Below are 23,745 nucleotides of genomic sequence, written 5' to 3'. Positions count from 1 at the left end.
CAAACACCTTTCTAATTGACACGCTTTCCATTGTGACCGAAGGGCGTCTGAGCGTGAAGCGCAAACTTTGAGGGCGCATACCTTCCATCCATCATGCGCTCGATGAGTCCCTCGAGCTCGAGTGAGCCCAGGAGTTTGAGCACGCCGACGGCATCGAGGGAGACGAGCGCGGCAATGTCATCGACCTTGAGCGGCGAGGCAATGAGCGCGTGCATCACGGCCTGCTGCGTGGGGTTCAGATCGGCGATACCGGGCGCATCGGGACGCGAATAGCGCAGGGTGCCGTAAATTCGCGAGATGGCCATCTCAATAGACTCCTCGTCAACAATGCAGCAGGCACCGTTGGCGATGAGGTAGTTGGTCCCACGCGACTCTGGTGACAAAATGGAGCCCGGTACCGCGAGCAGTTCGCGCCCCAGGTCCATGGCGGCCTCCGCTGTCGAGAACGTGCCCGAGGGCATGCCGGCCTCCGACACGAAGAGCGCCTGCGAAAGCGCGGCAATCACCCGGTTACGCCGCGGAAAGGCAAATTTGCGTGGCCCCATACCCCAAGGCGAGATGGACACGACCGCGCCGCCCGTATCGATCGTGCGCGCGATGAGCCCTGCACTCGAGCGCGGGTAAACCACGTCGGCGCCCGTACCCAACACCACGACGTGCCTGCCACCAGCGTTGACCGCGGCCCAACCCGAGGCCTGGTCGCAGCCGACCGCACCGCCCGAGACCACCGTCACCCCCGCCTCGACCGCAACTTTCGCGGCCAGCTCTGCCACGGCAAGGCCGTACGGCGAGGCCTTGCGAGCGCCGATGATGGAGAGCGCAGGCGTCGACAGTGCGGCGGGATCGCCACGCACATAAAGCGTCTGGGGGACATCGGAGAGCTCCAAAACGGTAGCTGGATACAACACATCACCGGGATGCAGCTCAAAAGTCTCCTCGGGCATTACTGGTCCCTCCTCCCCTGGTACATCGCCGCCTCGAGCACGTGGTCTTGGGTTACCCGCTCACTTTCGGCAACATCGGCAATCGTGCGCGCGATACGCACCAAGCGCACGATGCCGCGCCCGGTAAGATGCGTGCGCCTCGACAGGCCGAGCACGCACTTTTCCGCTGCCCCATCGAGCGCAAAGGTCGAAACGACGCCGTCGATGGAACGTGACTCATCGTCCTCGGCCTCGGCATCTGCATCGTCCATACGGGACTCGCGCCAGGCGCGAAATGCCCGTCCCCGCACAACATAGTCACGTAGTTCAGCTGACGACATACCCTCGGCGCCCTCGATAATTACCTGCGGGTCGGGTCGGGTCACGTCAATCATAAGGTCAATACGATCGGCCAAGGGACCACGTAGCTTAGACCGATAGCGCTCAACCATCGAAGCCGAGCAGCGGCACGGTACCTCGCGATCGCCCAAAAAGCCGCAGGGACAGGGATTGCTCGCGGCAAGCAGCTGGAACCGCGAGGGAAACGTGAAAGCCCCATCGACGCGTACGATCTTGACGTAGCCGCGCTCGATGGGCTGACGGAGTGTCTGCAGCACGCTGTTGGGAAACTCGGCAAGCTCGTCTAAAAAGAGCACGCCGCCGTGCGCTAGGCTAATCTCGCCCGGGTGCACCGGCCGTCCGCCGCCAATAAGGCCCGCAGTCGAAATGCTGTGGTGGGGGCTACGGAACGGCCGGTGTCCCGCCAGCAAACCATCGATGTTCTCGCCCAAGACCGAATGGATGCACAGCGCCTCTTGCTGATCCTCGAGAGAAAGCTCGGGCAAGATACCCGTCATGCGGCGTGCGAGCATGGTCTTGCCCGAACCCGGCGAGCCAATCATAAGCAGGCCGAGCTCCCCCGCCGCCGCGAGCGCAATGCCGCGCTTGGCAACCTCCTGCCCCAGCACATCGGCATAATCAAGTTCTGGCTCAAACGACGCCTCGACACCCTCGGAATCCAGATAATGCCGAGCCGCCTGGCCCATACCGCGGGCGAGCTGAGACAGATGGTCGATAAAGCCACAGTCCACACCGGCAAGCGGCACATGTTGATCCGACCTTCCTGCAATAAAGAACAGGCCCATATCACGCGCCAACAACTGAAACGCAACCTCGCCTTTTACGGGCAGCACGCTACCATCCAGCCCGAGCTCACCGGCAATAAGGCAATGGTCTAGATGGTCGCGGGGAATCTGCCCATCGGCCGCCAGTACCGCGATGGCGATCGGCAGGTCAAAACCACTGCCCGTTTTACGGATGTCGCCCGGAGCCAAGTTGACGGTAATGCCCGCCCGTGGAATCTCAAATCCCGCCGACCGCATTGCACAGCGTATGCGGCCACGCGACTCCATCACCTCCATACTTGGAATGCCAAGCATTTGGATACCCGGAATACCGCCGGCAAGCGAGACCTCGACCGTGACGGGAATCGCCTCGACGCCACGAATGCATGCAGCGTGGACGGCAAAGGTGTCAAACGCCATCACGATACCTGCCAATCGAATGCGTTGTATTGATGCTCAATCTCCGCAATGTGACCGCCGCGGATAGTAACGCCCACCGCGTCGAAGCGAATCGCCTTAAGGGGATAGTGGTCCATAAGGTAACAACTCGCGATACGGCGGTAGCGACGCTGCTTCTGGGCGTCCACCGCCTCCTCGGGAAAGACCCGCGTGTTGCAATCTAGGGCGACGCGCCTTGTCTTGATCTCAGCCATCACCACGACATCATCAAGTTCATCAAGCAGTACCAGATCGGCCTCGCCCTCGAGACACCGGTAGCCCTGTTCCAAGAGGGCATAACCACGCTCACGAAAGTAATCGATTGCAATAAGCTCGCCCAGCATGCCCAGTTCTCGAGGACTGAGGCCCTTAATGAACCCAGGCGTAATCGACGCGCAATCAATCTCCCCGCTCTCCCAAAGCTCTTTGAGCTGTTGCGTCTTGCTCTTTGCACTTGCGGCGCACATGGGGTCTCCTTTCCCGCGCACGATATTGACCCGATCATGGGGCCGCCTTTCTTGCGGGTAAGTACCAAAAGAAAACCAAAGTCCAACCAAAAACAAACAAAAAAGGGACCGCATGCAACAATTGCGTTGCATGCGGTCCCCACCAGCTGGTTTATAAAATCCCAGAAGTCCCTGTCTCCATATTTGCCTTAAAAAAGACGCTCCGTCTGCAAAAAATTTCCGCAGAAGCTCACACGATGCAACGGAGAAAGGCCATGTTTACGAATAGCCTCAATGTGCTCGGGGCTCGCATAGCCCTTTGACTCAGCAAGATGATATTCGGGATACTCGGCATCGTACTCGACCATCATCTCGTCACGCGTGACCTTGGCCATAATGGAAGCAGCGGCGATGCAGGCGATTTTGGCATCTCCCTTGACCACATCGCGCTCGTTGGGGACGGCGCCCAAAGGGTTGCCGTCCATAAGCACGCAATCGGGCTCGAGCCCCGTATCCGCCACCGCGCCCGCGACGGCAGCGCGGATGGCGCGGGCCATGCCCATCTCATCGATGTCCGCAGGCGCGATATGGCAAAAACCAATGGCCGTAGCCACCTCGGCAATCTGCACCGAGAGCAGCTCACGACGGGCAGGCGTGAGCTTTTTGGAATCGTTAATGCCCCAAACGCGCGGCTCCATGGGAAGGCAGACAGCGCAGACCGTCAACGGGCCGGCGACAGAGCCGCGCCCCACCTCGTCAACACCAACGACCACGCCATCGCCGCCGAGCTCATGCATCAGCTCGTACATGCCGTTGACGCGCTCGCGCTCGGAAAGTTCCTTGGCATGGCGCTTAAGTGCGCGTTCGCAAGCCTTGATCACCTGCTGGCGCGGATCCTCGCGATAGTGCTCCACGAGGGCGGGAATCTCCTCGAACGTGGCACTCGCCAGCTCGCCGGCAACCTGCGATGCCGAAATCGAGCTCGTCATATTGGCCATACCAGGCCCTCCTTGCATGGAAATCAGATAAAAAGAAGGGCCACCCGAAGGTGACCCTTGTGTCCAAACGAGTGGACAGACGCTGCGATCTTCTTAGCGCTTCTCGGGGATGCGAGCAGCCTTGCCCACCTTGTCGCGGAGGTAGTACAGCTTGGCGCGACGGACGCGACCATGACGGACGACCTCGAGCTTGGCGATCTTGGGGCTGTGAAGCGGGAAGGTACGCTCAACACCGACACCGAAGGAAATCTTGCGGACGGTGAAGGTCTCACGGGCACCGGCGCCGGCCATGCGGATGACGTCACCCTGGAAAACCTGGATGCGCTCGCGGTCGCCTTCCTTAATGCGGTAGTGAACCTTGACGTTGTCGGCAACGCGGACCTGCGGGATGTCCTCGCGGATCTGCTGACGCTCGATTGCGCGGATGTAATCCATGTGCAATTCCTTACTCTTCTAGAGGTGCCGTACCACCTTGGCCGGCACGTAGTTGAACAAACGTATTCGAGTATACACGCCACGACCTTGGCTGCAAGAACTATTTTGCCCGTGCGCAAAAAGACAAAAACACGCACTCTTTCTGCACTTATGCGCCGTCCGCAGCATCAGTCGTCGGCGTCGTCACGGTCGTTCCGGGCGCGATATAACCGTATTCGAGCAGCACCGAAAGCGCATGCTGCTTCCAGGTGGCAAGCTCTTCGTCATTATAGTTGTCATGAGCCCATTCGTTCATCGCATCCTCGGCGGCTTGGGGCACCAGGTCCTGGCTGTCCGCCATCAGGTACAGGATGCCTAAGATGTCGAAGTCCTGCTTGGTCATCTCTTCCTTGTTTGATGTGCCGATGAGGCCGTGATCGATACCGTAGCGGCAGATATCGGTCAAAACGGTAACGAGGCCCGTAGGAATCGGCGAGGCATCTTTTGCGGCAGCGGGCGCGGTGTCGTCAGTCACTGCAGTGGCATCGTCGCTCGCCGGAGCAGGCTCGGCCGCGTTCGCATCGGAAGCCGCCTGCTCTCCCTGGGCAGGAGCCGCGCTATCCGTCGTTGCCGAAGAATCCCCCGAAGAAACGGACGCAACGCTCACCGGTGTCTCGACCACGGTCGTCATCGGGTCGACCGGCGCGGGTGCGGCGATGACCTCGGCCCAATCGGAATACACGCCGTCAATAAAGGCGCGAACATGGAAGGTGCCCGGTTGCGAGATGGTCATCGTGCCGTCCGTCGCGACCGAAATGCCCTTGCTCTCGAGCTCCTGGGCCTCCCAGCTGCAGACCCTATCGACTTCCTTGCCCGTCGTGTCATAGACCGTAGCCGTTAGACCGTCGATGCCGTTGAGATTCTCCTCGACGCCGACGACGGTCTGTGCCGAGCCCTCGAGTTTGATGCTGCCGTTAAACGACTCGGGCGCCGCGTCGCTTACCTTATATTTGTAGGCCGCGGCGTCGATCTCGTCATTGGTCGAAACATGCCCGTTCACGTCCACATAGGTGTCCTCGGGGATAAAGTACTTTACGTAGGCGGTGCCGGCCTTTTTACCCACCACGACTTGCTCGTGGGTGACAGGGTCGGTCTGGATCTCGATGACGTCGGACTTGCATTTCTTGCCGTTTTTATCGACCACGCGCCAGTCGCCCGACGACTTCACAAAGCCGTAATAGTCAACATCGTCCTCGTCCCTTGCACGCACGCGATAGGAAGAGATGGGGTCTTCGTCTCCCACCGTAAGCCTTCGGGTCTTATCGGTCTGCAGCGATACGAGAATCTTGGAAATGGGCTTAATGGGCTGCGGCGTGCCCAACTGGGTATCGACCGTCACCGACTCAAACGACAGATTGGAACCCGTAATGGACATGGGGTAGGTGGCGGCCATGTCGTTGAGCACATTGCACGTGCGCGGGGCGCCGCCGTTGCGCGAAGGCACCTCGCGATCGGCCAGGACAGAATTCCAATCGATGGCGCGCACCATGTGGTTGTTGGTGCGATGCGACCAGCTCGTAACGTTTCCGGCGGTGGTATCGTAGCCGTCGTCGCCACGATGGGCGATTGAGCGCAGGAACAGGTTCTGCACGGCGTCGGTCGACTGATCGCCAAAGGTGGTGTAGAACGAGCGCTGGTCATAACCGGCGGTATGGAACTCCTGCACGGCGGCGTTGTCGTCGTAGCACTCGCCGTTCATGTTAAAGATAATCACGTCGAACGTCACGCCCACCGGCTGGTCATAGTCCTCGGACAGCGTCGTGGTAGAACTCGTCTGCTTGCTATTGACCTGCGTGTGCGCAGGGATCGTCATATCGACGGTGACCGACTGATTGTCCGTTGTGGTGATCGACTGTTCCTCGGTCTTGCTCGCCTCCCACAACTGGGACATCGTGGTTTCGGCCGAAAACGAAGTCTCGATCTCCTCGCTCGCTGTTCCGGGCACGCCCAGCGACTCCTTGAGGCTCACCGATGCGCCCCACGAGCCGCCTTTGGAATACGATGTGGATTCAGAAGTGCTCGTGCCGACCGTCTCCTCGGTACCGCGGGCGAGCGTGATGCTCTGCGAGGCGTCCTCATAGCCGACGTTAAGAGCCGAGGTAACGAGCTCCTGCTCAGTCTTAGAATCGACAAAGGAATAGCCCGGCGCGTCCTCGGGCGCACAGTTAAGCTTGTTCATGCTGTTGAGCTGCTGAACTCTAAAGTTATAGAACGCGATGCCAAAGCCATTGAAATCATACTGATAGGTGCCGCCGAGCTTGTCGACACAAGCAATGGTGGCATAGATGACGTCCTGCTCAGTCGTGTCTTTCGACAGTCCGTCGAGCGGCACGTTTTCACGGAAATCGGAGCCCGTCAGCTTGTGACCGATACAGCCGGCGATATCGTCGGTCAAGCGATCGTAGACAGCTTTGAGGCTTTTTGCCGATGTCAGACCACTCTGTTTCGATTTGTCGGCGCCGTCGGAATGCTCACCGTTGCCGCCCGAAAGCGCATCATACAGATAGATGTAGTGACCCTTACCGAAGTCCTTCTCAAAGCCCTTGCCGGCGTGGTCCCAGTACAAAAAGTCCCCGGAGTCGTCGCCTCCACCATAGCCAAGGATGTTATAGGCAAGCGATGCCCAGTTGGGCAACACCTTTTTGACGGCGGCCGTATAGAACGAGACGTTGTCGTACATCGAGGTACGGCCCTCGAGCTTGCCGTCATCGATATCTACAAACGTGCAGTCGCGATCGTTGACCGTAATGGTGAGCGGGTTGACCACGTCGCCATAAAGCTCGTCGCGCGATTCATCCTGAAGGGCAAAACCGGCCGTCGGCATCCCGCAAAGCGCCGTGACCGCAACGACCACCCAGCACAGGGTCATCTGTGCTCCCCGACGCGCTCGTTGCAAATACCTGGTGAGGTTTTTCATCGCAGTCCTCCCGTCAGTTGCCAATGTATTGAACCAACAGAATAAATATAAAACGCCGCCGCGTCCACAGGGGGCGCGGCGGCGCGAAGGGGGGCGTAAGAGGCGCAAATGGAACGCGACTCAGTTAAGCGGAACGCTTGGCCTCGAGCTTGGCCTGAGCGGCCGCCAGACGCGCCAGGGGTACGCGATAGGGCGAGCAGGACACGTAGTCCACATCGGCCACGTTGAACAGGCCCTTGATGGACTTGGGGTCGCCACCGTGCTCGCCGCACACGCCAAAGTGCATGTCGGGGTTGGCGGCGCGACCCTTCTCGACTGCCATACGCACCAGCTCGAGCACCGCCGCGTCGATGGTCTCGAAGGGATTATCCTTCAGGATCTTCTTGTGCATGTACAGCGGGATGAACTTGGCCTCGGCGTCGTCGCGCGAGAAGCCGAAGGTTGTCTGGGTGAGGTCGTTGGTGCCAAAGCAGAAGAAGTCGGCATGGTGGGCGATCTCGTCGGCGACCATGCAGGCGCGCGGCAGCTCGAGCATCGTGCCCACGGGAATATTGAGCTCGACGCCCTCCTCGGCGGATACCTCGGCGATCACGCGCTCGATGACCTCGCGGGTCTGGACATGCTCGGCTGTGATGGAAACGAGCGGGACCATGATCTCGGGGCGCGGGTCGACGCCCTCCTTGATAAGGCGGGCAGCAGCCGTGGCGACGGCGCGAACCTGCATGAGCGGCAGATCGCCAAAGACAACGGACAGGCGCACACCGCGCAAGCCGAGCATCGGGTTGGACTCAACCATGCCGTCGATTCGACGCAGGCGGGCACGCAGGGTGGCAAGCTCTTCCTCGCTGGCGCCGGCGGCTTCCTTCTTGGTGATGGCGACCTCGAGCTCGCGAGGATTATCCAGGAACTCATGCAGCGGCGGATCGAGCAGGCGAACGACCACATCGCGACCGGACATGGTCTTAAACATCGCCAGAAAGTCCTCGGTCTGAACCTTGAGCAGGTCGGCCAGGGCCTGCTGCTTCACGGCCTCGTCGTCGGACAGGATAAAGCTCTGGATAATGTTCTTGCGGTCGCCCAGGAACATGTGCTCGGTGCGGCACAGGCCGATGGCCTCGGCGCCAAACTCGAGTGCGAGCGCGGCATCCTCGGGGTTGTCGGCGTTGACGCGCACGTGGTTGGCGTGACCGTCGGTCTCGTCCAGGCGAATCTCGTCTGCCCAGGACAGAATGGTGTCCAGATCGCCGGTGAGCTCGGCGGAGACCAGATCGACGGCGCCGTCGACGACAATGCCCTGGGTGCCGTCGATGGAGATGATGTCGCCCTCGTGCAGCACACGGTCGCTGCCCTCGATGCGCACGACCTTCTCGGCGGCGTCAATATGGAAGCGCTCAACGCCGCAGACGCAGGGCGTACCCATACCGCGGGCGATAACGGCGGCGTGGCTCGTCTTGCCGCCGTGGCTGGTAAGGATGCCCTCGGCAGCGACCATGCCCTTCAAGTCGTCGGGGTTGGTCTCCCAGCGAACCAGAATGACCTTGTGGCCCTCGTTGGCGCGCGCGACGGCATCGTCGCTCGAGAACACGACCTCGCCTACGGCGGCGCCGGGGCTGGCGTTAAGGCCGCAGGCCAGGGCTTCGTACTTCTTAGAGGAGTCGAACTGCGGATGCAGAAGCTGGTCGAGCTGCGCGGGATCGATGCGACTCACGGCCTCCTCGCGGGTGATGAGACCCTCCTCGACCATCTCGATAGCGATGCGCAGCGCGGCGGTAGCGGTGCGCTTGCCCACGCGGGTCTGAAGCATCCAAAGTTTACCCTGCTCGATAGTGAATTCGATATCGCACATATCGCGGTAATGATCCTCGAGCGTCAGGAAAACGCGCTCGAGCTCCTCACCAGCGGACTCGAGGCCCGGGGTGGTCTTGAGGTCGGCGATGGGCTCAGTGTTGCGGATGCCGGCGACGACGTCCTCACCCTGGGCGTTAACCAAAAAGTCACCGTAGAACTCCTTGGTGCCATCGGCCGGATTGCGCGTAAAGGCGACGCCGGTCGCAGAGGTCTCGCCTTTGTTGCCAAAAGCCATGGCCTGGACGTTGACGGCGGTACCGAGCTCGTCGGAAATGCCATGCTGTTTGCGGTAGATGCAGGCGCGCTCGTTCATCCAGCTGCCAAAGACGGCCTGGATGGCAAGGCGCAGCTGGAGCTCCGGATCGTGCGGGAAGACGGGCTTGCCGTCGACAACCTCGAGCTCGGGATACAGGGCAGCCTCGACGTTCTCGGAGAAGATGCCCTTGAAGGTCTCGACGAGCTCCTGCAGGTCCTCGGCCGAAAGCTCGGAATCGACGCGAACGCCGGCGACCAAGCGAGCCTGGGTCAGGGCGTTCTCAAACAAGTCGGCATCGACACCCATAACGACGTTGGAGAACATTTGGATAAAGCGGCGGTAGCTATCCCAGGCAAAACGCGGGTTTTGCGTCTGGGCAATGAGGCCCAGAACGGAGTCGTCGTTAAGGCCCAAGTTGAGGACCGTGTCCATCATGCCGGGCATGGAGAACGGAGCACCCGAGCGAACCGACACGAGCAGCGGATCGGATGCGTCACCAAGCTTCTTGCCGCAGCGGGCCTCGAGATCGGCCTCGGCGGCAACGATCTCATCGAGTGCGCCTTCGGGCCACACGTTGCCGGCGCCGGAGTACTCGACACAGGTTTGGCAGGTAATGGTAAAGCCACCGGGAACAGGCAGGCCGATGCGGCTCATCTCGGCAAGATTTGCACCCTTGCCGCCAAGCACGAAGTTCATGGACTTGTCGCCCTCAGTGACACAGGTGCCCTGGGCATCGGTTCCAAAACGGTAAACCCTCTTGCAATCGCTCACGATACTCCCCTTCCATGCGCTGTCGCGCACGACCGTGGTAACGAATCGACCCGCCGGATGCGAGCCGTGAGGGTACTATACGGCGGGTATTGGAAGTGCTTGCGTAGAGGGTGCGAGGTTTGGTAAACGTGGTAAAACTGACGGTAAACGGTAGATAAAGGTGGTTACCTTATGAAGATACCAGTTAACGAGACTTGCAGGTTAACTGAAAGAACTTTGCTAAATCGCTTTACCATAAGTAGCTAATTTGGGACGGGGCTTTTTTAGCTACCCCGTCGGCAATCGGCCAAAAAGCTCGCGGCCTCAGCCGGGGTAGCTAAAAAAGCCCCGTCCCAAATTAGCTACTTTTATTGAGCGCGGCGAGCGGCACGACGGGCTCGAGCTTCTTGGATTTCCTCCAAATGACCGATGATCTCGGATGCACTCTCCTCAATCGCCTTACCGTCGGTACGCACCACAAAGCAGCCTAGGCGCTTCATGAGGGCACGGGCTTCCTCAAGCTCGCTGCGCACACTCTCGGGCTCGGCATAGGAGCCGGCGACGGCGCGGGCGTAGTCATCGCCCAAGCGGCTGTCGCGAATCTCAGAAATTACGTCAACGGTCGAAATCAGGCCGAACAGGCGCATCGGGTCGACCTCGTAAATCGACTTCGGCGGCTCCATGCCGTGCGCCAGCGGAACGTTTGCGACCTTGTAACCCTGATAGGCCAAATACATCGACAGCGGCGTTTTGGACGTACGCGACACGCCCAGCAGCACGATATCGGCCCCCGAAAGGTCGTCGCAACCGCGCCCGTCATCGTGCTCAACGAAATACTCCATAGCCCCAATGCGGTGGAAATAGCGGTCATCCGTTTTGTGAATAACGCCCGCAACGCCCTTGGGCGGCACACCGATGAGCGACGACAGCACGGCAAGGGTCGGACCGATCAGGTCGACAGAGCGAATATGCAGCATAGCCAGGTAATCGAGCACGCGGGCGCGAAGCGCCGGATCGACGATAGTGTGGAACACGGCGATATCACGATGATCCGCATCGACGCGCGGGCCCACAAACGACTTGACCTGCTCCACCGAGTTCACTTTGGGCAAGCGCAAGAGACGAAAAGCCCCTTCATCAAATTGCCCGGACGCCGCAAGCACCACCTCACAAGCGGTATCACCGAGCGAGTCGGAGATAACGATAACGGTGGGACGAGCGGTGACCGGGCAATCCATGCGGGGCTCCTTTTGCGCTTATGCGCAGGCTGGCTTACTTTTTGCGGGCAAGCTCACCGATGTTGGCGATGCCTGAGAAAACGGCCTCGAAGCGGTTGAGCAGCTTAAGGCGATTATCGCGGAGCTGCTCGTCCTTGTCCATGACCATAACCTCGTCGAAGAAGCGGTCGATGGGGGCACGCAGGGCGGCAAGGGCGGCAAATGCGGCCGGGTAATCCTCGGCAGCAAGGGCGCCATCGACAGCGGTCTGAGCAGCCTCGGAGGCATCGGCAAGCGCGAGCTCGGCCTCACCCATCAGGCTGCGATCGTACTCCATACCCAGCTCGGGCTTGGAGATGTGCGCGGCGCGGGCATAGGCAGTAGCCAGGTTGTCGAAGGTCTCGGCATCGTTCTTACGAGCCTCGTCGAGCGCAGCGCAGCGGGCGAAGAAGACGGACGGAGCGATGATGTGCACCGCGGAGACGGCGGCGACGGTATCCGCCGGAATCTTCTCGTCGCGGGCCATGCTCACCAGACGGCCGTGGAAGAAGTCACGGACCTGCTGGGCGACCTCGGCGGCGTCGAACTCGATGCCCTGCTCGCTATAGAGCTCAAGGGCAAAGTCGATGAGCGTCGTGGGGTCGATCGGCAGACGATCGCGCAGGATGTTGATAATGCCGATAGCGGCGCGACGCAGCGCGTACGGGTCGGAAGAGCCGGTCGGGGGCTCACCGATGGCAAAGATACCGGCAATGGTATCGAGCTTGTCGGCACAGGCCACGATGCAGCCAGCGGTGCCCTCGGGCAGCTCATCGCCGGCAAAGCGGGGACGATAGTGATCGCGAATGGCGTGGGCGACCTCGTCGTTCTCCCCCATCGCAGTTGCGTAATAGCCACCCATCACGCCCTGCTGGCTCGTAAACTCGACGACGGCGTTGGAAACCAGGTCGGCCTTGCACAGGTGCGCGGCGCGAGCGGCATCGGCAGCGAGGTGGGCGCCCAGATGGGCCTCGCGGGCAATAACGAGCGCGAGCTGCTCAATGCGCTCGGACTTGGCGAGCACGCTGCCGAGCTTCTCCTGGAAGGCAACCTTGGCCAGACGCTCACGGAACTCGTCGAGGGAGATCTTCAGGTCCTCCTCGTAGAAGAACTTGGCATCGTCCAGACGGGCGCGCACGACGCGCTCGTTGCCGTCGATCACACGATCGGCATTCTCGGGCTTGCTGTTGGAGACGACCACGAACTCACGCGTGAGCTTGCCCTCGCCGTCATAGATCGGGAAGTAGCGCTGGTTGGTGAGCATGGACTCGCAGATGATCTCGTGCGGGACCTTGAGGAACTCCTCGTCGAAGGTACCGACGAGCACCGTCGGCCACTCGCAGAGGTTAATGACCTCCTCGAAGACCTTCTTGGGCGTGTCGACATGGCAGCCAGGGCGAGCGGCCTCGACCTCGGCAATACCGGCAAGGATGGCCTCACGACGACGCTCGGCAGAGAGCACGCCGGCGTCCTCGAGCACCTGCTCGTAGACGGCGGGACTGGCGACAACATGGTCACCGGCGCCCAGCACGCGATGTCCGCGCGTGGTGTTGCCGCTCGTCACATCGGCAAACGTCACGGGCACAACGTCCTCGCCCAGAAGGCAGCAGATCCAACGGACCGGACGCACAAACGTAGCGTGCTCGTGGCCCCAGCGCTGGCTGCGGTAGTTGGGCCACTGCAGGCCGGCAATGGTCTTCTCGCACAGGGCCGTCAGAATAGGGGTAGCCGGCACGGAGGGAATGTTCTTCTCGGCGAATACGTACTCGCGACCGTCGGTGTCCTCGCGACGGATCAGGTCCTCGGCAGCCACACCGCACTTGCGGGCGAAGCCCTGGGCGGCCTTGGTGGCGTTGCCGTCGGCATCGAAGGCAATGTTTGCCGCAGGGCCGCGCTTGACCTCGTGGACCTCATCGGTAGCGGTGGCGACGTTGGTCACGAGCGCAGCCAGACGACGCGGGCTCGAGATCACGCGGACCTCGCCATGGGCCAGGCCGGCCTCGTCGAGGCCCTTGGCGATCATATCGCCAAGCTGCTTGACGGCATTGTTCAGCGGTGCGGAGGGCATTTCCTCCGTACCGATCTCAAACAGGAAATCCTTAGCGTCTGCCATGGCTTACGCCACCTCGCCTTCCTGGTCGGCATTCTCGTTAACTCCGGCGACCTCGGCCATATAGGCCTCGCAGCACGCCTTGGCGACGGCGCGGACGCGCAGGATGTAGTTGGCACGCTCGACTGCGGACAGGGCGCCGCGGGCATCGAGCAGGTTGAAGGCATGGCTGCACTTCATGACGCAGTCGTATGCGGGCAGCGGCAGCTTGCGCTCCAGACAGGAGTGGCACTCGGCCTCGTAGTCGTCAAACTTCTGACGCATCATCTCGACGTTAGCGACCTCAAAATTGTAGGCGCTAAACTCGCGCTCGTTCTCCAGGAACACGTCACCGTAGGTCATGGGCGTGCCGTCGGGCAAATAGCTCCACACCAGGTCATAGACGGAGTTGACGCCCTGGGCATACATGGCGATGCGCTCCAGGCCGTAGGTGATCTCGACGGGCACGGGGTCGACCTCGATGCCGCCCACCTGCTGGAAGTACGTAAACTGCGTGACCTCCATGCCATTGAGCCAGACCTCCCAGCCAAGGCCCCAGGCGCCGAGCGTCGGGCTCTCCCAGTCGTCCTCGACAAAGCGGACGTCATGGTCGTTGGGGTCCAGGCCAATGGCGGCAAGAGACCCCAGGTAAAGCTCCTGAGCATTAACCGGCGAGGGCTTGATGAGCACCTGGAACTGATAGTAGTGCTGCATGCGGTTGGGGTTCTCGCCGTAGCGGCCGTCGGCGGGACGGCGGCAGGGCTGCGCATAGCAGGTGCGCCACTCGGCAGGACCGAGCGAGCGCAGCGTGGTCGCGGTATGGAAGGTACCGGCACCGACCTCGGAGTCATAGGGCTGCATAATGACGCAGCCCTGCTCGCCCCAGTACTGCTGGAGGCGCAGGATGATGTCTTGGAAGGAAAGCGATGAAGCGTTCATGCCTCTAATATCCCCTCGTCGAAACGATTACACGGTTAGGTACTGTACTATAGCGGTTTTTAGTCGATAGCGCCCAGACGGTTGAGCGGCCAGTAACGCACGAGCGCCACGGCGATCAGGTCCGAACGGTCGACCGGGCCAAAGTAGCGTGAGTCGGCTGAGTTCTCGCGGTTGTCGCCCATCACCCACACGCACCCGTCGGGGACGGTGTAGGGATAGCTCACCTGAGCACCAGGCGCCTGGACCGACAGTGGCCAGCTCATGCCCGTCGTATAGTCCTCGTCGAGCGCTTGGCCGTCAACGACCACCTTGCCGTCCTGCAGGTTGACCGTCTGGCCGGCCGTAGCGATGACCCGCTTGACGAGCACATCGTGCTCAGAGGTGCTATCGGGGTTGTGGAACACCACAATATCGCCCTGTTTGACAGGCTGGCCGAGCTCAAGCGTCACCTTTTGCGCCAGGATCTGGTCGCCAATCTCAATCGTGGACTCCATGGAACCGGTGGGAACCACAAAGGGCTCGACCACAAAGGTGCGAATCAAGAAGGTGGCCACGAGCGCGATTGCGATGACCACGACCCACTCAAACGCACCCTTTAGCATGGAATGCTGCGACGGAACCATTCTCACTCCTCGCTCTGCGAATACGAAGCGTCCAAAATCTCCTGCGCGTACGCACGCTCCTGGGGCGTAAGGCGCGCCGTCTCGATCAGATCGGGACGCCAGCGACAGGTGCGCTCGATGGCGTTCTTTCGGCGCCAGGCGTCAACCTTGGCGTGGTCACCACTTACAAGCACGGGAGGCACGCCCTCGCCGTTAAACTCGGCAGGACGGGTGTACTGCGCGTACTCGAGCAGGCCTCCGTCCTCGGCGGTCGAGAATGATTCGTCAACGTTGCTCATCTCGTCACCAAGCGCGCCGGGAATCAGACGCACGACGGCGTCAGCAACGACCATAGCAGGCAGCTCGCCGCCCGTGAGCACATAGTCACCGATCGACAGGCGCTCGTCGGCATAGGCATACGCGCGCTCATCGACACCCTCGTAGCGGCTGCACACAAACAGCAGGCGCTCGCTTTGGAGCAGGCGCTCGGCTACCTGCTGCGTAAAAGGCTCACCGCAGGGCGTAAAGAACACCACGGTGGGCTTGGGGCCCTCAGAGCTGATGGCCTCGATTGCCTCGGCAATAGGCTCGACCTTCATGAGCATACCCTGACCGCCGCCGTACGGCTCGTCATCGACGGTACGGTGGCGATCGTGCGTCCAGTCGCGCAGGTTATACGCCTTAAAATCAAAAAGGCCGGCCTTGCGGGCACGGCCCAAGATCGATGCGGACATAACGGGCTCAAACATCTCGGGAAAGACCGAAAGGGTCTCGATCAGCATGTTGTCCTCCCTACTTGTCCATATCGATCAAGCCGTCCATAACGTGGACGGATATTGCTCCCCGATCGGGAAGATCGAGCACAACTTGCTCGATCACGGGAATCAGCACCTCGCCGTACCGATCACCCTCGACAACCCAAACGTCGTTGGCGGGCGTCGACATAATCTCAACGATCGTTCCGAGCGACCCAAAGCGCTCGTCAACCACCTCGCGACCCATAAGGTCGGTATAGGCGGCATCGAGTGAATCGAGCTCAAAGTCATCACGGTTCGCCAGAACAAAACAACCCGTGATGCCCTCGGCGGCCGTCAAGTCGTCAATGCCCTCAAACGAAACCAAATCGCCATCGCCCGTATCGGTAACGGATGTAACCGTGCAAAAGCGGTCACGCTTGAGCGCCGGTGGCGTCAGGGCGACGCGCATACCCGGCTCCAATACAGAAGGAAGCCCCCGCAGCGGCTGCGCGAGGACCTCCCCCTTCCTTCCGTGCGGCTTAACCACACGGGCGATGTTTTTGTACTGGGACCTCAAGGTCCTAGCCCAGAACCTCTACCTCGACGGAAGTGTCGAGGCGAGCGGCCAGTGCACGGGCGAGCGTGCGAATGGCCTTGATGGTACGGCCGCGACGGCCAATGACCTTAGCTACGTCATCCTCGGCGACCGAAACCTCAATAGTTGAGGCGTCGTCGCCATCGATAACTTCCAGGCTCACGGAATCCGGGTCGTCGACGATCTGAACAACGAGATATTCGACGAGATCGGCGATGCGATCTGAGAGCATTGCCTCACCCTCGAGCTGTGCAGCGTCAACCTCAGGCACGATTTACTCCTCGGCGCCCTCAGCGGCCTCAGCGGCCTCAGCGGCAGCCTTAGCGGCCTCGGCCTCTTTGGCGAGCTGCTTCTTGGACTTCTTGACGACGGTCTCGGTCTTCTCGCCCTCGTTGGCGGCCTTGACCAGGGCGGCGACAGCGTCGGTGAGCTGAGCGCCCTTGGACTGCCAGTCGGCGATCTTCTCGAGATCGAGGTTGATGGTCTTGGGGGCGGTCATCGGATTGTAGCGGCCAACCTCCTCGATGATACGACCGTCACGCGGGGCGCGGGAATCGGCGACGACGACACGGTAGTACGGACGCTTCTTAGCGCCGTGACGAGCAAGGCGAATCTTGACTGCCAAAGGAAACTCCTCCAACCAAGCAGCTTTAGGCTGCAACTACAAACAAACAGTTGAACATAATACGCCATCGACGCGGGCAGGTGAAGTCCGTGAGACCAACTTCTTCGGTGTAGTCGAAGGCAAATCCATATCTTAGACAAGAATTCGCGATTTGCAAGCACATCCACGCACCCCACATGAGCTGCGCGGTATACTCATGCCATGAAAAGATGCGAACATACATACGGTTATGAGGATACTGCGGGCGTCACGCCGCCGCCCTGGACGGGTCCGGCGGTGGGCCTGATGGATCTCGATGCGTTTTTTGCGAGTGTGGAGATGCTCGATCATCCCGAGTGGCGCGGCAAGCCGCTTATCGTGGGCGGAGACGCCGAATCTCGCGGCGTCGTCTCCACCTGCTCATACGAGGCACGCCGCTTTGGCGTGCACTCCGCCATGCCCTCGGCCGAGGCGCGCCGCCTCTGTCCGCAGGCCATTTGGACACACGGGCATTTCGATCGCTACCACGAGGTCAGCGCACAGGTCATGAATATTCTTGCCGACGAGACCCCGCGCGTAGAGCGCGTGTCCATCGATGAGGCCTTTATCGACATCACGCCGGGCCGCTTTGCGCCCGAGGACCCACTGCTCGTCGTACGACGCATCAGCGATCGCGTGGCGGCACTGGGGGTGACGTGCTCCATCGGCGTCGGTTGCAACAAAACGGTGGCCAAGATTGCAAGCGAGCGAGACAAGCCGTTTGGGCTTACGGTCGTACGCCCGGGAACTGAGCAGCGTTTTCTGGCACCGTTACCTGTTTCTGCCATGAGCGGTATCGGGCGCTCGGCCGAGGAGCGGCTGCGCCGCATGCGGATTTACACGCTGGGCGAGCTGTCGCGCGCACCGGAATCCACACTGTCTGCGATTTTTGGCGTTAACGGCGAGCGCATGCGCCAGCGTGCATTGGGGCTCGAGGTTTCCGAAGTCACGAGCCTCGATGAAGAGCGTGAGGTCAAGTCGGTAAGCAATGAGCGCACCTTTGCGAAAGATTTGACCGAGCGCGGGGACATCGAAGCGGCGATTGCACTATTGGGCGAATCCGTCGGACGTCGCCTGCGCCGCCAGGGGCTTACCGGCGCCACGGTGACGCTCAAACTTAAGTACTCGTACGGCAGCGGTCGCTCGGCACAGCGACGACTCCCCCATCCCACCGACGACGAGAACATCTTTGTGGCGGTAGCGATCGAATTGCTCGACAACATCTGGCAGGAAGGAATGCATGTACGCCTTGCCGGCATAGGCATGAGTGACTTCAATCATCAAGGCGGCATACAGACCGACCTGTTTTGCGAAGTCGACGACCGCGGAGCCCAATCCAGCGACCGCCGTGACCTCTCCGTCGCCATCGACGCAGTCCGAGACAAGTTCGGCGACACCGCCCTATCCTTCGGCCGCCAATCACGCTTCTCCTCCCACTAAGTAGTCAATTTGGGACGGGGCTTTTTTAGCTACTTTAGATTGTCAGGGTAGTACGGGGCAGCTAATTTGGGACGGGGCTATTTTAGCTACCCTTCAGCTGGCAGCGAATTACCCGGGGCCGGAATAAAACTCAACCGATTTGTAGGGTTAGCTAAAATAGCCCCGTCCCAAATTAGCTACCCAACCCATACCTGACGCGGTCGCAACACAGACCTCGTCCAAAATGAGCTATTTTTTGACGTTGACCTTTTGTATGGTGCAGTGTCCAATGCCCGTAAGGCGAACGATCTGTTTAATCGAAAAGCCCTCGCTCTTCAAAGTACGAATGCAGGCATCGTGCGCCCCCTTTGGCAAAGCCTTAAGGTGATGAGGCTCGTACGGCTTAAGAAGAGCCTGCGCAAACTCCAGCGCATCTGTGTCGCTCACATGAGCGCCGTCACGGAAGCAATAGCGATTGGGCTCACCCGAGGTGCTGAAGGCAAAAAATCTCTGAGAGTCACCAAGCAACCCAAGAACGCAATCCGTTTTGCAGATACCCGGATATCCCATATACTCGCGAAAGCTGCTCCATCGATACAGCGAAGCGGTCCCAATCCTCGCCTTCGCGGGATTGTCGTGAATGTATCTCACGCAGTTGAGCAGCTGATCATCATCGAGGATCGGCACACTCTTAAATCGATCCTGGAAAACAGGCCCCTTCCTGCCTGTCTTTGAGTTGAAATACATGGCATACGCCGTCGTAATCGAATGCATGCAATCGCTCAGATGAACATGCTCGTCGTCAAGCAGAAGATGAATATGGTTATCCATAAGGCACCACGCGATGACATCCACTTTAAACTTCTGGCATTTCGAAGCAATCAGCCGAATCAGATAGAGCCGATCTTCGTCATCCTCAAATATGAGTTGGTCGGCACATCCCTTTTGGACGACATGGTAAAAACCATATACAGAGATTTCTCGCGCAGTCCGAGTCATACGCATCCCCTCCTCTACAGATAAAAATTACGTTACCCGAGCCAGAGTAGAAAAAACGTACTGGGAGCTATAAATCGCGATGTTCGGCGAACGGTAGGTAGTAGCTAAAAAAGCCCCGTCCCAAATTAGCTACTTTTGGGCAAAAAGAAAGCCGGGCGGCCGCGGAAAAACGCGACTGCCCGGCGAAACACTTGAGGGTAGCTAAAAAAGCCCCGTCCCAAATGAGCTACTAGAGGAGGTCCAGGGAGAGTTGGGGAGCATCGCCCCAGAGCTTTTCGAGGCGGTAGAACTCACGCGCCTCGGGAGTGAAGACGTGGACGACAACCGAACCGTAGTCCATGAGCATCCAGGTCTTCTGCTCGCGGCCCTCAATGGAAAACGGGTGCTCGCCGCAAGCCTCGGCGACTTTCTCCTCAATCTCGTCGACGATGGAATCAACCTGGCGGTTGTTGGTGCCGGTAGCAAGGACAAAGTAGTCGCACACATCGGAAAGCTCAGTCAGGTCGAGCACCTGAACGTCCTCGCCTTTCTTGTCGTAGGCGGCCTGCGCGGCAGCGCGGGCGACATCCTCGGCGGCGACACCGCTGGCGGAGAGCGTCGCGGCAGTGCGGTCGGACGTGGCCACGAAGCTCTTGTGCTCCGCACCTTCAAGAATCTGCTCGTCGGTCATGGTCTCATCGGCCATGGAATACCTCTTTCTAGACGCACCCGAGCTAGCGCAGCTGGGCGTAATGGTTGTAAATCGTAATAGCCGTGGGATAAAGATAGCGCCCGGACTGGATCACATAGACCAGACCCTGCGCAAAACAGGAGAAGAACAACTCGTCAAGCGAGGACTTCCCCACCATCTTGCGCAGCGCATGGGCATAATCGCCGTGGCGGTTGGGTTCGATGGCATCGGCCACAAAGACCACCATATCGAGCGGCGTCATGTCGCAAGCGCCCACGGTGTGACGGTCGACAGCCTGAAAGACCGCCGGCGACAACTCGGGAAAAAGCTGCGGAAGCTCATAGGCGGCAACCGGGCCATGCAAAAGCGGCGTCGCGGCAGACGGAGAGCCGGCAATCTTAATGCCGTAATGCAGAGCACGCGTGACCAGCTCGTCGTCGGAGAGCACTTTGTCCCAGTCATGGATCAGGCCGGCGGCAGCGGCATCAAAGCGGTCGACACCGTATACCTCGGCTAGGTGCAGCGCCGTCTCGGCAACCCCGAGCGAATGCACGTAGCGCTTACGCTTATCCTTCATGCGCACATCGAGCAACTCGTGGATACGCGTCAAGAGCGCGCGCTCGTCGCCCTCAAACTGATCTTCTACCGACAACGTTTCCCCCCGTCAATCAAAATCGTCTTGCCCAAGATCGGCATACAGGCCGCGTTTACGGATATAGCCGAGCACGGACTCGCTCGTAAGATAGCGCACGCTCATGCCGCGGGCAACCCGCTTGCGAATGTTGGTCGAGCTAATCGCCAGCGCCGGAATCTGAATATAGCGCACATCGAAGGGCAGCCCCGATTCCTTAATCCTCGACCGGGCCGTCTCGATGTCAAAGCCGGGGCGTGTCGCAGCGATAAAGGTTGCCAGTTCGGCAATCTCATCAGCATTGTGCCAGGTCACAATATCGATAATCGCATCGGCACCCGTAATAAAGTAAAGCTTCACCTGTGGCGGGTAAAACTCGCGAAGGGCACGCAGCGTATCGGCTGTATAGGTGACACCGGCACGATCGATCTCGAAGCGGCTTGCCAAAAAGGCAGGGTTCGCGGCAGTCGCGAGGACTGTCATGGCATAACGGTCCTCGGCAGGCGTCACCGGTTTGTCGAGCTTAAAGGCAGGAGAGCCGGCCGGCATAAAAAGCACAGCGTCCAAGTCGAGCGACTCGCGAGCCTGCTCGGCGGTAACCAAGTGCCCGTAATGAATCGGGTCAAAGGTGCCGCCCATAATGCCAAGCCGAAACTCGTGCCCATCCTTGATGGGCAGCTCAGGCAATCCGATTCCACCGCGCAGCGACATGGCCTACTCGCCCTCCGGGGTCTCAATAACGTCGACTTCGGTAGCGCCTTCGGAGCCCTCGGTGACATGAGCCACGTCCGCATCCTCGGCCGCTACGTCAATAACCTCAACGCCAGCATCCTCGAGCTCGTCCTCGAACTCCGAGAAATCCTCGGCGCCCTCAAAGTCAAAGGCGCGCTGGCAAATGCGAACCTCGTCGCCCGCACGGCAGCCGGCCTTCTCGAGCGCGTCGTCAACGCCCATGCGCGCAAACTTATGCTGCAGATAGATGACAGCTTCCTCGTTTTCCCAGTCGGTCTGGATAACCATGCGCTCGATGGCACGGCCGACCACACGGAAAGCACCGGGCTCTTCCTCAACAATGCGGAAGCGCTTCTCGCGCTGCAGACGGCGACGCTCCCACTCCTCATCGCGCAAATCGACCGGCTCATCAGAGACCGCAAGCTCCGCGCGAAGCTTAGCCACCTGCTCGCCCACGGCAAGCATCAGGGTGTTGAGGCCGGCACCCGTCACGGCAGAAACGGCAAAAAACATGTGGCCGTCGTCGAGCGCTGCACGCTTAAGGTCGGCAATCTTATCGGCCGTACCCGGCGCATCGCACTTGTTGGCGACAACGATCTGCGGGCGCTCCGAGAGCTCGGCACCATACTGCTCGAGTTCGCGGTTAATGATGCGATAGTCCTCGACCGGGTCGCGATCCTCAAAACCGCCCGTCATATCGACAACGTGCATGATCAAAGCAGTGCGCTCAATATGGCGCAGGAACTGGTGACCCAGGCCCTTGCCTTCACTCGCACCCTCGATGAGACCCGGTACGTCGGCGACGACGTAAGAATATTCGCCGGCACGCACCATGCCCAAGTTGGGCACAAGCGTGGTAAACGGGTAGTCGGCGATCTTGGGACGGGCGGCGCTCATACGCGCAATGAGCGAGGACTTGCCCACCGAGGGAAAGCCCACGAGCGCGGCATCGGCCATAAGTTTCATCTCGAGCTCGATCCAGTGCTCCTCGGCAGGCTCACCCAGCTGGGCAAAAGCCGGAGCGCGGCGCACCGACGTCACAAAGTGGGTATTGCCCAGACCGCCGGCCCCACCGGGTGCCACGACAACGCGCTCGCCGTCGTGCACCAGGTCGGCAATCTCGAACATCGGGGTCTGCGTCTCGGGATCGAGTTCGCGGACTACGGTGCCCATGGGAACTTTCAAAATCAAGTCCTCGCCGCTCTTGCCATTGCGACGGGCGCCCTGGCCGTGCGTGCCGCGCTCGGCACGGAAGTGATGCTTAAAGCGGTAATCGATCAGCGAAGACAGCTGAGCATCGGCCTGGATGACGACATTGCCGCCACGACCGCCGTCGCCGCCATCGGGGCCACCCTTGGGAACAAATGCCTCGCGCCTAAACGACATGCATCCGGCTCCGCCGTCGCCGCCGCAAACGTTAATGCGGCTGATATCGGTGAACTGTGACAACAGAATCGCCTCCTACAAAAAAAGAGGGAGACCCTTGAATCCTAAAACTCAAGTGCCTCCCACATATGTGCTCTATGAAGGGTGAATTACGCGTTCGCGAGCGGGCGTACGCTGACCCTGTGCTTGATACCCTTGTGGAACTCAACGGTACCGTCGACCAACGCGAACAGCGTGTCGTCCTTGCCACGGCCAACGTTCGCACCCGGGTGGATGTGCGTGCCATGCTGACGGACGAGAATCGTGCCCGTGGTTACCGTCTGGCCGGCGAAGCGCTTCGTGCCAAGGCGCTGACCGCGGGAGTCACGGCCATTACGGGAGGAACCGAGTCCTTTTTTGTGTGCCATTGTGTATACCTACTCTTTCGTTACGAGTGTAATCTACTCGGCGACGGGAGCCTCGGCAACAGCCTCAGCCTCTGCCTTGACAGCCTTCTTGGCGCGGGAGGTAGCCTGAACCTTCACGATCTTCAGCTTGGTGAGCTGCTGACGGTGACCCTTCAGACGACGATAGCGCTTACGCTTGTGGAACTTGAAGACCAGCTGCTTCTCGCCCTTGAACTGCTCAACGATCTGAGCGGTAACCTTGGCCTTGGCCAGCTTGTCGGGATCGGTGACGATCTTCTTACCATCGTTGAGGAAGATGACCGGCAGGGTGACCTTGTCGCCCTCATTGCCCTCGATCTTCTCGACGGTGATGACATCGTCGGTGGCGACCTTGTACTGCTTGCCGCCCGTGTTAACGATTGCGTACATGTTTACTTGCCCTTCATGCATCAGTTAGTGCAACAGCCGAATATAGTAGCAGGCGATA

The 23,745-nt window shown here is 60.1% G+C and carries 23 protein-coding genes; 1 reads left to right on the top strand and 22 read right to left on the bottom strand.

The annotated features are described in order from the left end of the window. Positions 1-11: 11 nt before the first annotated feature. The 15 genes from ACTQ0H_RS03310 to rpsP all read right to left on the bottom strand — a co-directional run bounded on the left by ACTQ0H_RS03310 (position 12) and on the right by rpsP (position 17,017). On the bottom strand, positions 12-944 hold the full coding sequence (locus tag ACTQ0H_RS03310; RefSeq protein WP_441537872.1) for a DNA-processing protein DprA: 933 nt from the start codon (positions 942-944) through the stop codon (positions 12-14). Further along, positions 944-2,467 carry a YifB family Mg chelatase-like AAA ATPase gene (locus tag ACTQ0H_RS03305; protein ID WP_441537873.1) on the bottom strand — a complete coding sequence of 508 codons (1,524 nt, stop codon included), beginning with the start codon at positions 2,465-2,467 and terminating at the stop codon, positions 944-946. The genes ACTQ0H_RS03310 and ACTQ0H_RS03305 overlap by 1 nt, the downstream gene beginning before the upstream one ends. Beyond that, on the bottom strand, positions 2,467-2,952 hold the full coding sequence (locus ACTQ0H_RS03300; RefSeq protein ID WP_441537874.1) for a YraN family protein: 486 nt from the start codon (positions 2,950-2,952) through the stop codon (positions 2,467-2,469). The genes ACTQ0H_RS03305 and ACTQ0H_RS03300 overlap by 1 nt, the downstream gene beginning before the upstream one ends. Before the next feature lie 188 nt (positions 2,953-3,140). Continuing rightward, a complete protein-coding gene (locus tag ACTQ0H_RS03295) occupies positions 3,141-3,929 on the bottom strand; it encodes a ribonuclease HII (protein ID WP_154516244.1) in 789 nt (262 codons plus the stop codon). Positions 3,930-4,022: 93 nt separating this feature from the next. After that, positions 4,023-4,364 carry a 50S ribosomal protein L19 gene (gene rplS, locus ACTQ0H_RS03290; protein WP_117583231.1) on the bottom strand — a complete coding sequence of 114 codons (342 nt, stop codon included), beginning with the start codon at positions 4,362-4,364 and terminating at the stop codon, positions 4,023-4,025. Positions 4,365-4,512: 148 nt separating this feature from the next. Next, positions 4,513-7,272 carry a hypothetical protein gene (locus ACTQ0H_RS03285; RefSeq protein WP_441537875.1) on the bottom strand — a complete coding sequence of 920 codons (2,760 nt, stop codon included), beginning with the start codon at positions 7,270-7,272 and terminating at the stop codon, positions 4,513-4,515. Positions 7,273-7,444: 172 nt separating this feature from the next. Next, on the bottom strand, positions 7,445-10,195 hold the full coding sequence (ppdK, locus tag ACTQ0H_RS03280) for a pyruvate, phosphate dikinase (RefSeq protein ID WP_441057364.1): 2,751 nt from the start codon (positions 10,193-10,195) through the stop codon (positions 7,445-7,447). 347 nt (positions 10,196-10,542) lie between these two features. Continuing rightward, entirely contained in the window at positions 10,543-11,412 is an 870-nt protein-coding gene (locus tag ACTQ0H_RS03275; RefSeq protein WP_441537876.1) for a pyruvate, water dikinase regulatory protein, read from the bottom strand. 34 nt (positions 11,413-11,446) lie between these two features. Then, positions 11,447-13,543, bottom strand: a complete 2,097-nt coding sequence (gene glyS, locus ACTQ0H_RS03270) for a glycine--tRNA ligase subunit beta (protein WP_441537877.1) — start codon at positions 13,541-13,543, stop codon at positions 11,447-11,449. A gap of 3 nt (positions 13,544-13,546) precedes the next feature. Continuing rightward, a complete protein-coding gene (locus ACTQ0H_RS03265; protein ID WP_006236091.1) occupies positions 13,547-14,458 on the bottom strand; it encodes a glycine--tRNA ligase subunit alpha in 912 nt (303 codons plus the stop codon). Between the two features lie 59 nt (positions 14,459-14,517). Then, complete coding sequence (gene lepB / locus ACTQ0H_RS03260) at positions 14,518-15,081, bottom strand: signal peptidase I (protein ID WP_441537878.1); 564 nt, start codon at positions 15,079-15,081, stop codon at positions 14,518-14,520. Between the two features lie 2 nt (positions 15,082-15,083). Next, positions 15,084-15,842: a tRNA (guanosine(37)-N1)-methyltransferase TrmD gene (trmD, locus tag ACTQ0H_RS03255; protein ID WP_441547810.1), complete on the bottom strand. Its 759-nt coding sequence runs from the start codon at positions 15,840-15,842 to the stop codon at positions 15,084-15,086. Between the two features lie 10 nt (positions 15,843-15,852). Beyond that, complete coding sequence (gene rimM, locus ACTQ0H_RS03250; protein WP_427717603.1) at positions 15,853-16,344, bottom strand: ribosome maturation factor RimM; 492 nt, start codon at positions 16,342-16,344, stop codon at positions 15,853-15,855. A gap of 34 nt (positions 16,345-16,378) precedes the next feature. Then, positions 16,379-16,624 (bottom strand): KH domain-containing protein, encoded by a 246-nt coding sequence (locus tag ACTQ0H_RS03245; RefSeq protein ID WP_154516529.1) that lies wholly within the window; start codon positions 16,622-16,624, stop codon positions 16,379-16,381. Between the two features lie 42 nt (positions 16,625-16,666). Continuing rightward, the gene (rpsP, locus tag ACTQ0H_RS03240; protein ID WP_427717582.1) at positions 16,667-17,017 is read right to left on the bottom strand and encodes a 30S ribosomal protein S16; all 351 of its coding nucleotides are present in this window, start codon (positions 17,015-17,017) and stop codon (positions 16,667-16,669) included. 201 nt (positions 17,018-17,218) lie between these two features. Between rpsP and dinB the strand changes: the two genes are divergently transcribed. Continuing rightward, positions 17,219-18,475 (top strand): DNA polymerase IV, encoded by a 1,257-nt coding sequence (gene dinB, locus ACTQ0H_RS03235; RefSeq protein WP_427717584.1) that lies wholly within the window; start codon positions 17,219-17,221, stop codon positions 18,473-18,475. 228 nt (positions 18,476-18,703) lie between these two features. On the opposite strand, the gene ACTQ0H_RS03230 is transcribed toward dinB, so the two are convergent. The 7 genes from ACTQ0H_RS03230 to rplU all read right to left on the bottom strand — a co-directional run bounded on the left by ACTQ0H_RS03230 (position 18,704) and on the right by rplU (position 23,687). After that, positions 18,704-19,453, bottom strand: a complete 750-nt coding sequence (locus ACTQ0H_RS03230; protein WP_441537879.1) for a transposase — start codon at positions 19,451-19,453, stop codon at positions 18,704-18,706. Positions 19,454-19,682: 229 nt separating this feature from the next. Continuing rightward, on the bottom strand, positions 19,683-20,138 hold the full coding sequence (rsfS, locus tag ACTQ0H_RS03225) for a ribosome silencing factor (protein ID WP_427726898.1): 456 nt from the start codon (positions 20,136-20,138) through the stop codon (positions 19,683-19,685). 28 nt (positions 20,139-20,166) lie between these two features. Continuing rightward, entirely contained in the window at positions 20,167-20,700 is a 534-nt protein-coding gene (yqeK, locus tag ACTQ0H_RS03220) for a bis(5'-nucleosyl)-tetraphosphatase (symmetrical) YqeK (RefSeq protein ID WP_427718844.1), read from the bottom strand. A gap of 87 nt (positions 20,701-20,787) precedes the next feature. After that, positions 20,788-21,465 carry a nicotinate-nucleotide adenylyltransferase gene (gene nadD, locus ACTQ0H_RS03215; protein ID WP_441537880.1) on the bottom strand — a complete coding sequence of 226 codons (678 nt, stop codon included), beginning with the start codon at positions 21,463-21,465 and terminating at the stop codon, positions 20,788-20,790. Between the two features lie 3 nt (positions 21,466-21,468). Further along, a complete protein-coding gene (gene obgE, locus ACTQ0H_RS03210; RefSeq protein ID WP_441537881.1) occupies positions 21,469-22,935 on the bottom strand; it encodes a GTPase ObgE in 1,467 nt (488 codons plus the stop codon). Between the two features lie 86 nt (positions 22,936-23,021). Next, positions 23,022-23,279 carry a 50S ribosomal protein L27 gene (gene rpmA / locus ACTQ0H_RS03205; protein ID WP_154516202.1) on the bottom strand — a complete coding sequence of 86 codons (258 nt, stop codon included), beginning with the start codon at positions 23,277-23,279 and terminating at the stop codon, positions 23,022-23,024. A 33-nt stretch (positions 23,280-23,312) separates the two neighbouring features. Beyond that, positions 23,313-23,687, bottom strand: coding sequence for a 50S ribosomal protein L21 (rplU, locus tag ACTQ0H_RS03200; RefSeq protein WP_035138585.1), 375 nt, complete (start codon positions 23,685-23,687; stop codon positions 23,313-23,315). Positions 23,688-23,745 lie beyond the last annotated feature (58 nt).

This window comes from Collinsella sp. LCP21S3_A3, from assembly GCF_052118905.1.
Classification (GTDB): Bacteria; Actinomycetota; Coriobacteriia; order Coriobacteriales; family Coriobacteriaceae; genus Collinsella.
Note: the sequence above shows the minus strand (reverse complement) of the source record. Positions and strands in the feature narration are given on the sequence as shown.

What these genes read in the sequence shown, in the direction of transcription:
- ACTQ0H_RS03310 (WP_441537872.1), bottom strand. Translation starts at nt 944, where the DNA reads ATGCCCGAGGAGACTTTTGAGCTGCATCCCGGTGATGTGTTGTATCCA.
- ACTQ0H_RS03305 (WP_441537873.1), bottom strand. Translation starts at nt 2,467, where the DNA reads ATGGCGTTTGACACCTTTGCCGTCCACGCTGCATGCATTCGTGGCGTC.
- ACTQ0H_RS03300 (WP_441537874.1), bottom strand. Translation starts at nt 2,952, where the DNA reads ATGTGCGCCGCAAGTGCAAAGAGCAAGACGCAACAGCTCAAAGAGCTT.
- ACTQ0H_RS03295 (WP_154516244.1), bottom strand. Translation starts at nt 3,929, where the DNA reads ATGGCCAATATGACGAGCTCGATTTCGGCATCGCAGGTTGCCGGCGAG.
- rplS (WP_117583231.1), bottom strand. Translation starts at nt 4,364, where the DNA reads ATGGATTACATCCGCGCAATCGAGCGTCAGCAGATCCGCGAGGACATC.
- ACTQ0H_RS03285 (WP_441537875.1), bottom strand. Translation starts at nt 7,272, where the DNA reads ATGACCCTGTGCTGGGTGGTCGTTGCGGTCACGGCGCTTTGCGGGATG.
- ACTQ0H_RS03275 (WP_441537876.1), bottom strand. Translation starts at nt 11,412, where the DNA reads ATGGATTGCCCGGTCACCGCTCGTCCCACCGTTATCGTTATCTCCGAC.
- glyS (WP_441537877.1), bottom strand. Translation starts at nt 13,543, where the DNA reads ATGGCAGACGCTAAGGATTTCCTGTTTGAGATCGGTACGGAGGAAATG.
- ACTQ0H_RS03265 (WP_006236091.1), bottom strand. Translation starts at nt 14,458, where the DNA reads ATGAACGCTTCATCGCTTTCCTTCCAAGACATCATCCTGCGCCTCCAG.
- lepB (WP_441537878.1), bottom strand. Translation starts at nt 15,081, where the DNA reads ATGGTTCCGTCGCAGCATTCCATGCTAAAGGGTGCGTTTGAGTGGGTC.
- trmD (WP_441547810.1), bottom strand. Translation starts at nt 15,842, where the DNA reads ATGCTGATCGAGACCCTTTCGGTCTTTCCCGAGATGTTTGAGCCCGTT.
- ACTQ0H_RS03245 (WP_154516529.1), bottom strand. Translation starts at nt 16,624, where the DNA reads ATGCTCTCAGATCGCATCGCCGATCTCGTCGAATATCTCGTTGTTCAG.
- dinB (WP_427717584.1), top strand. Translation starts at nt 17,219, where the DNA reads ATGAAAAGATGCGAACATACATACGGTTATGAGGATACTGCGGGCGTC.
- ACTQ0H_RS03230 (WP_441537879.1), bottom strand. Translation starts at nt 19,453, where the DNA reads ATGACTCGGACTGCGCGAGAAATCTCTGTATATGGTTTTTACCATGTC.
- rsfS (WP_427726898.1), bottom strand. Translation starts at nt 20,138, where the DNA reads ATGGCCGATGAGACCATGACCGACGAGCAGATTCTTGAAGGTGCGGAG.
- yqeK (WP_427718844.1), bottom strand. Translation starts at nt 20,700, where the DNA reads ATGAAGGATAAGCGTAAGCGCTACGTGCATTCGCTCGGGGTTGCCGAG.
- nadD (WP_441537880.1), bottom strand. Translation starts at nt 21,465, where the DNA reads ATGTCGCTGCGCGGTGGAATCGGATTGCCTGAGCTGCCCATCAAGGAT.
- rpmA (WP_154516202.1), bottom strand. Translation starts at nt 23,279, where the DNA reads ATGGCACACAAAAAAGGACTCGGTTCCTCCCGTAATGGCCGTGACTCC.
- rplU (WP_035138585.1), bottom strand. Translation starts at nt 23,687, where the DNA reads ATGTACGCAATCGTTAACACGGGCGGCAAGCAGTACAAGGTCGCCACC.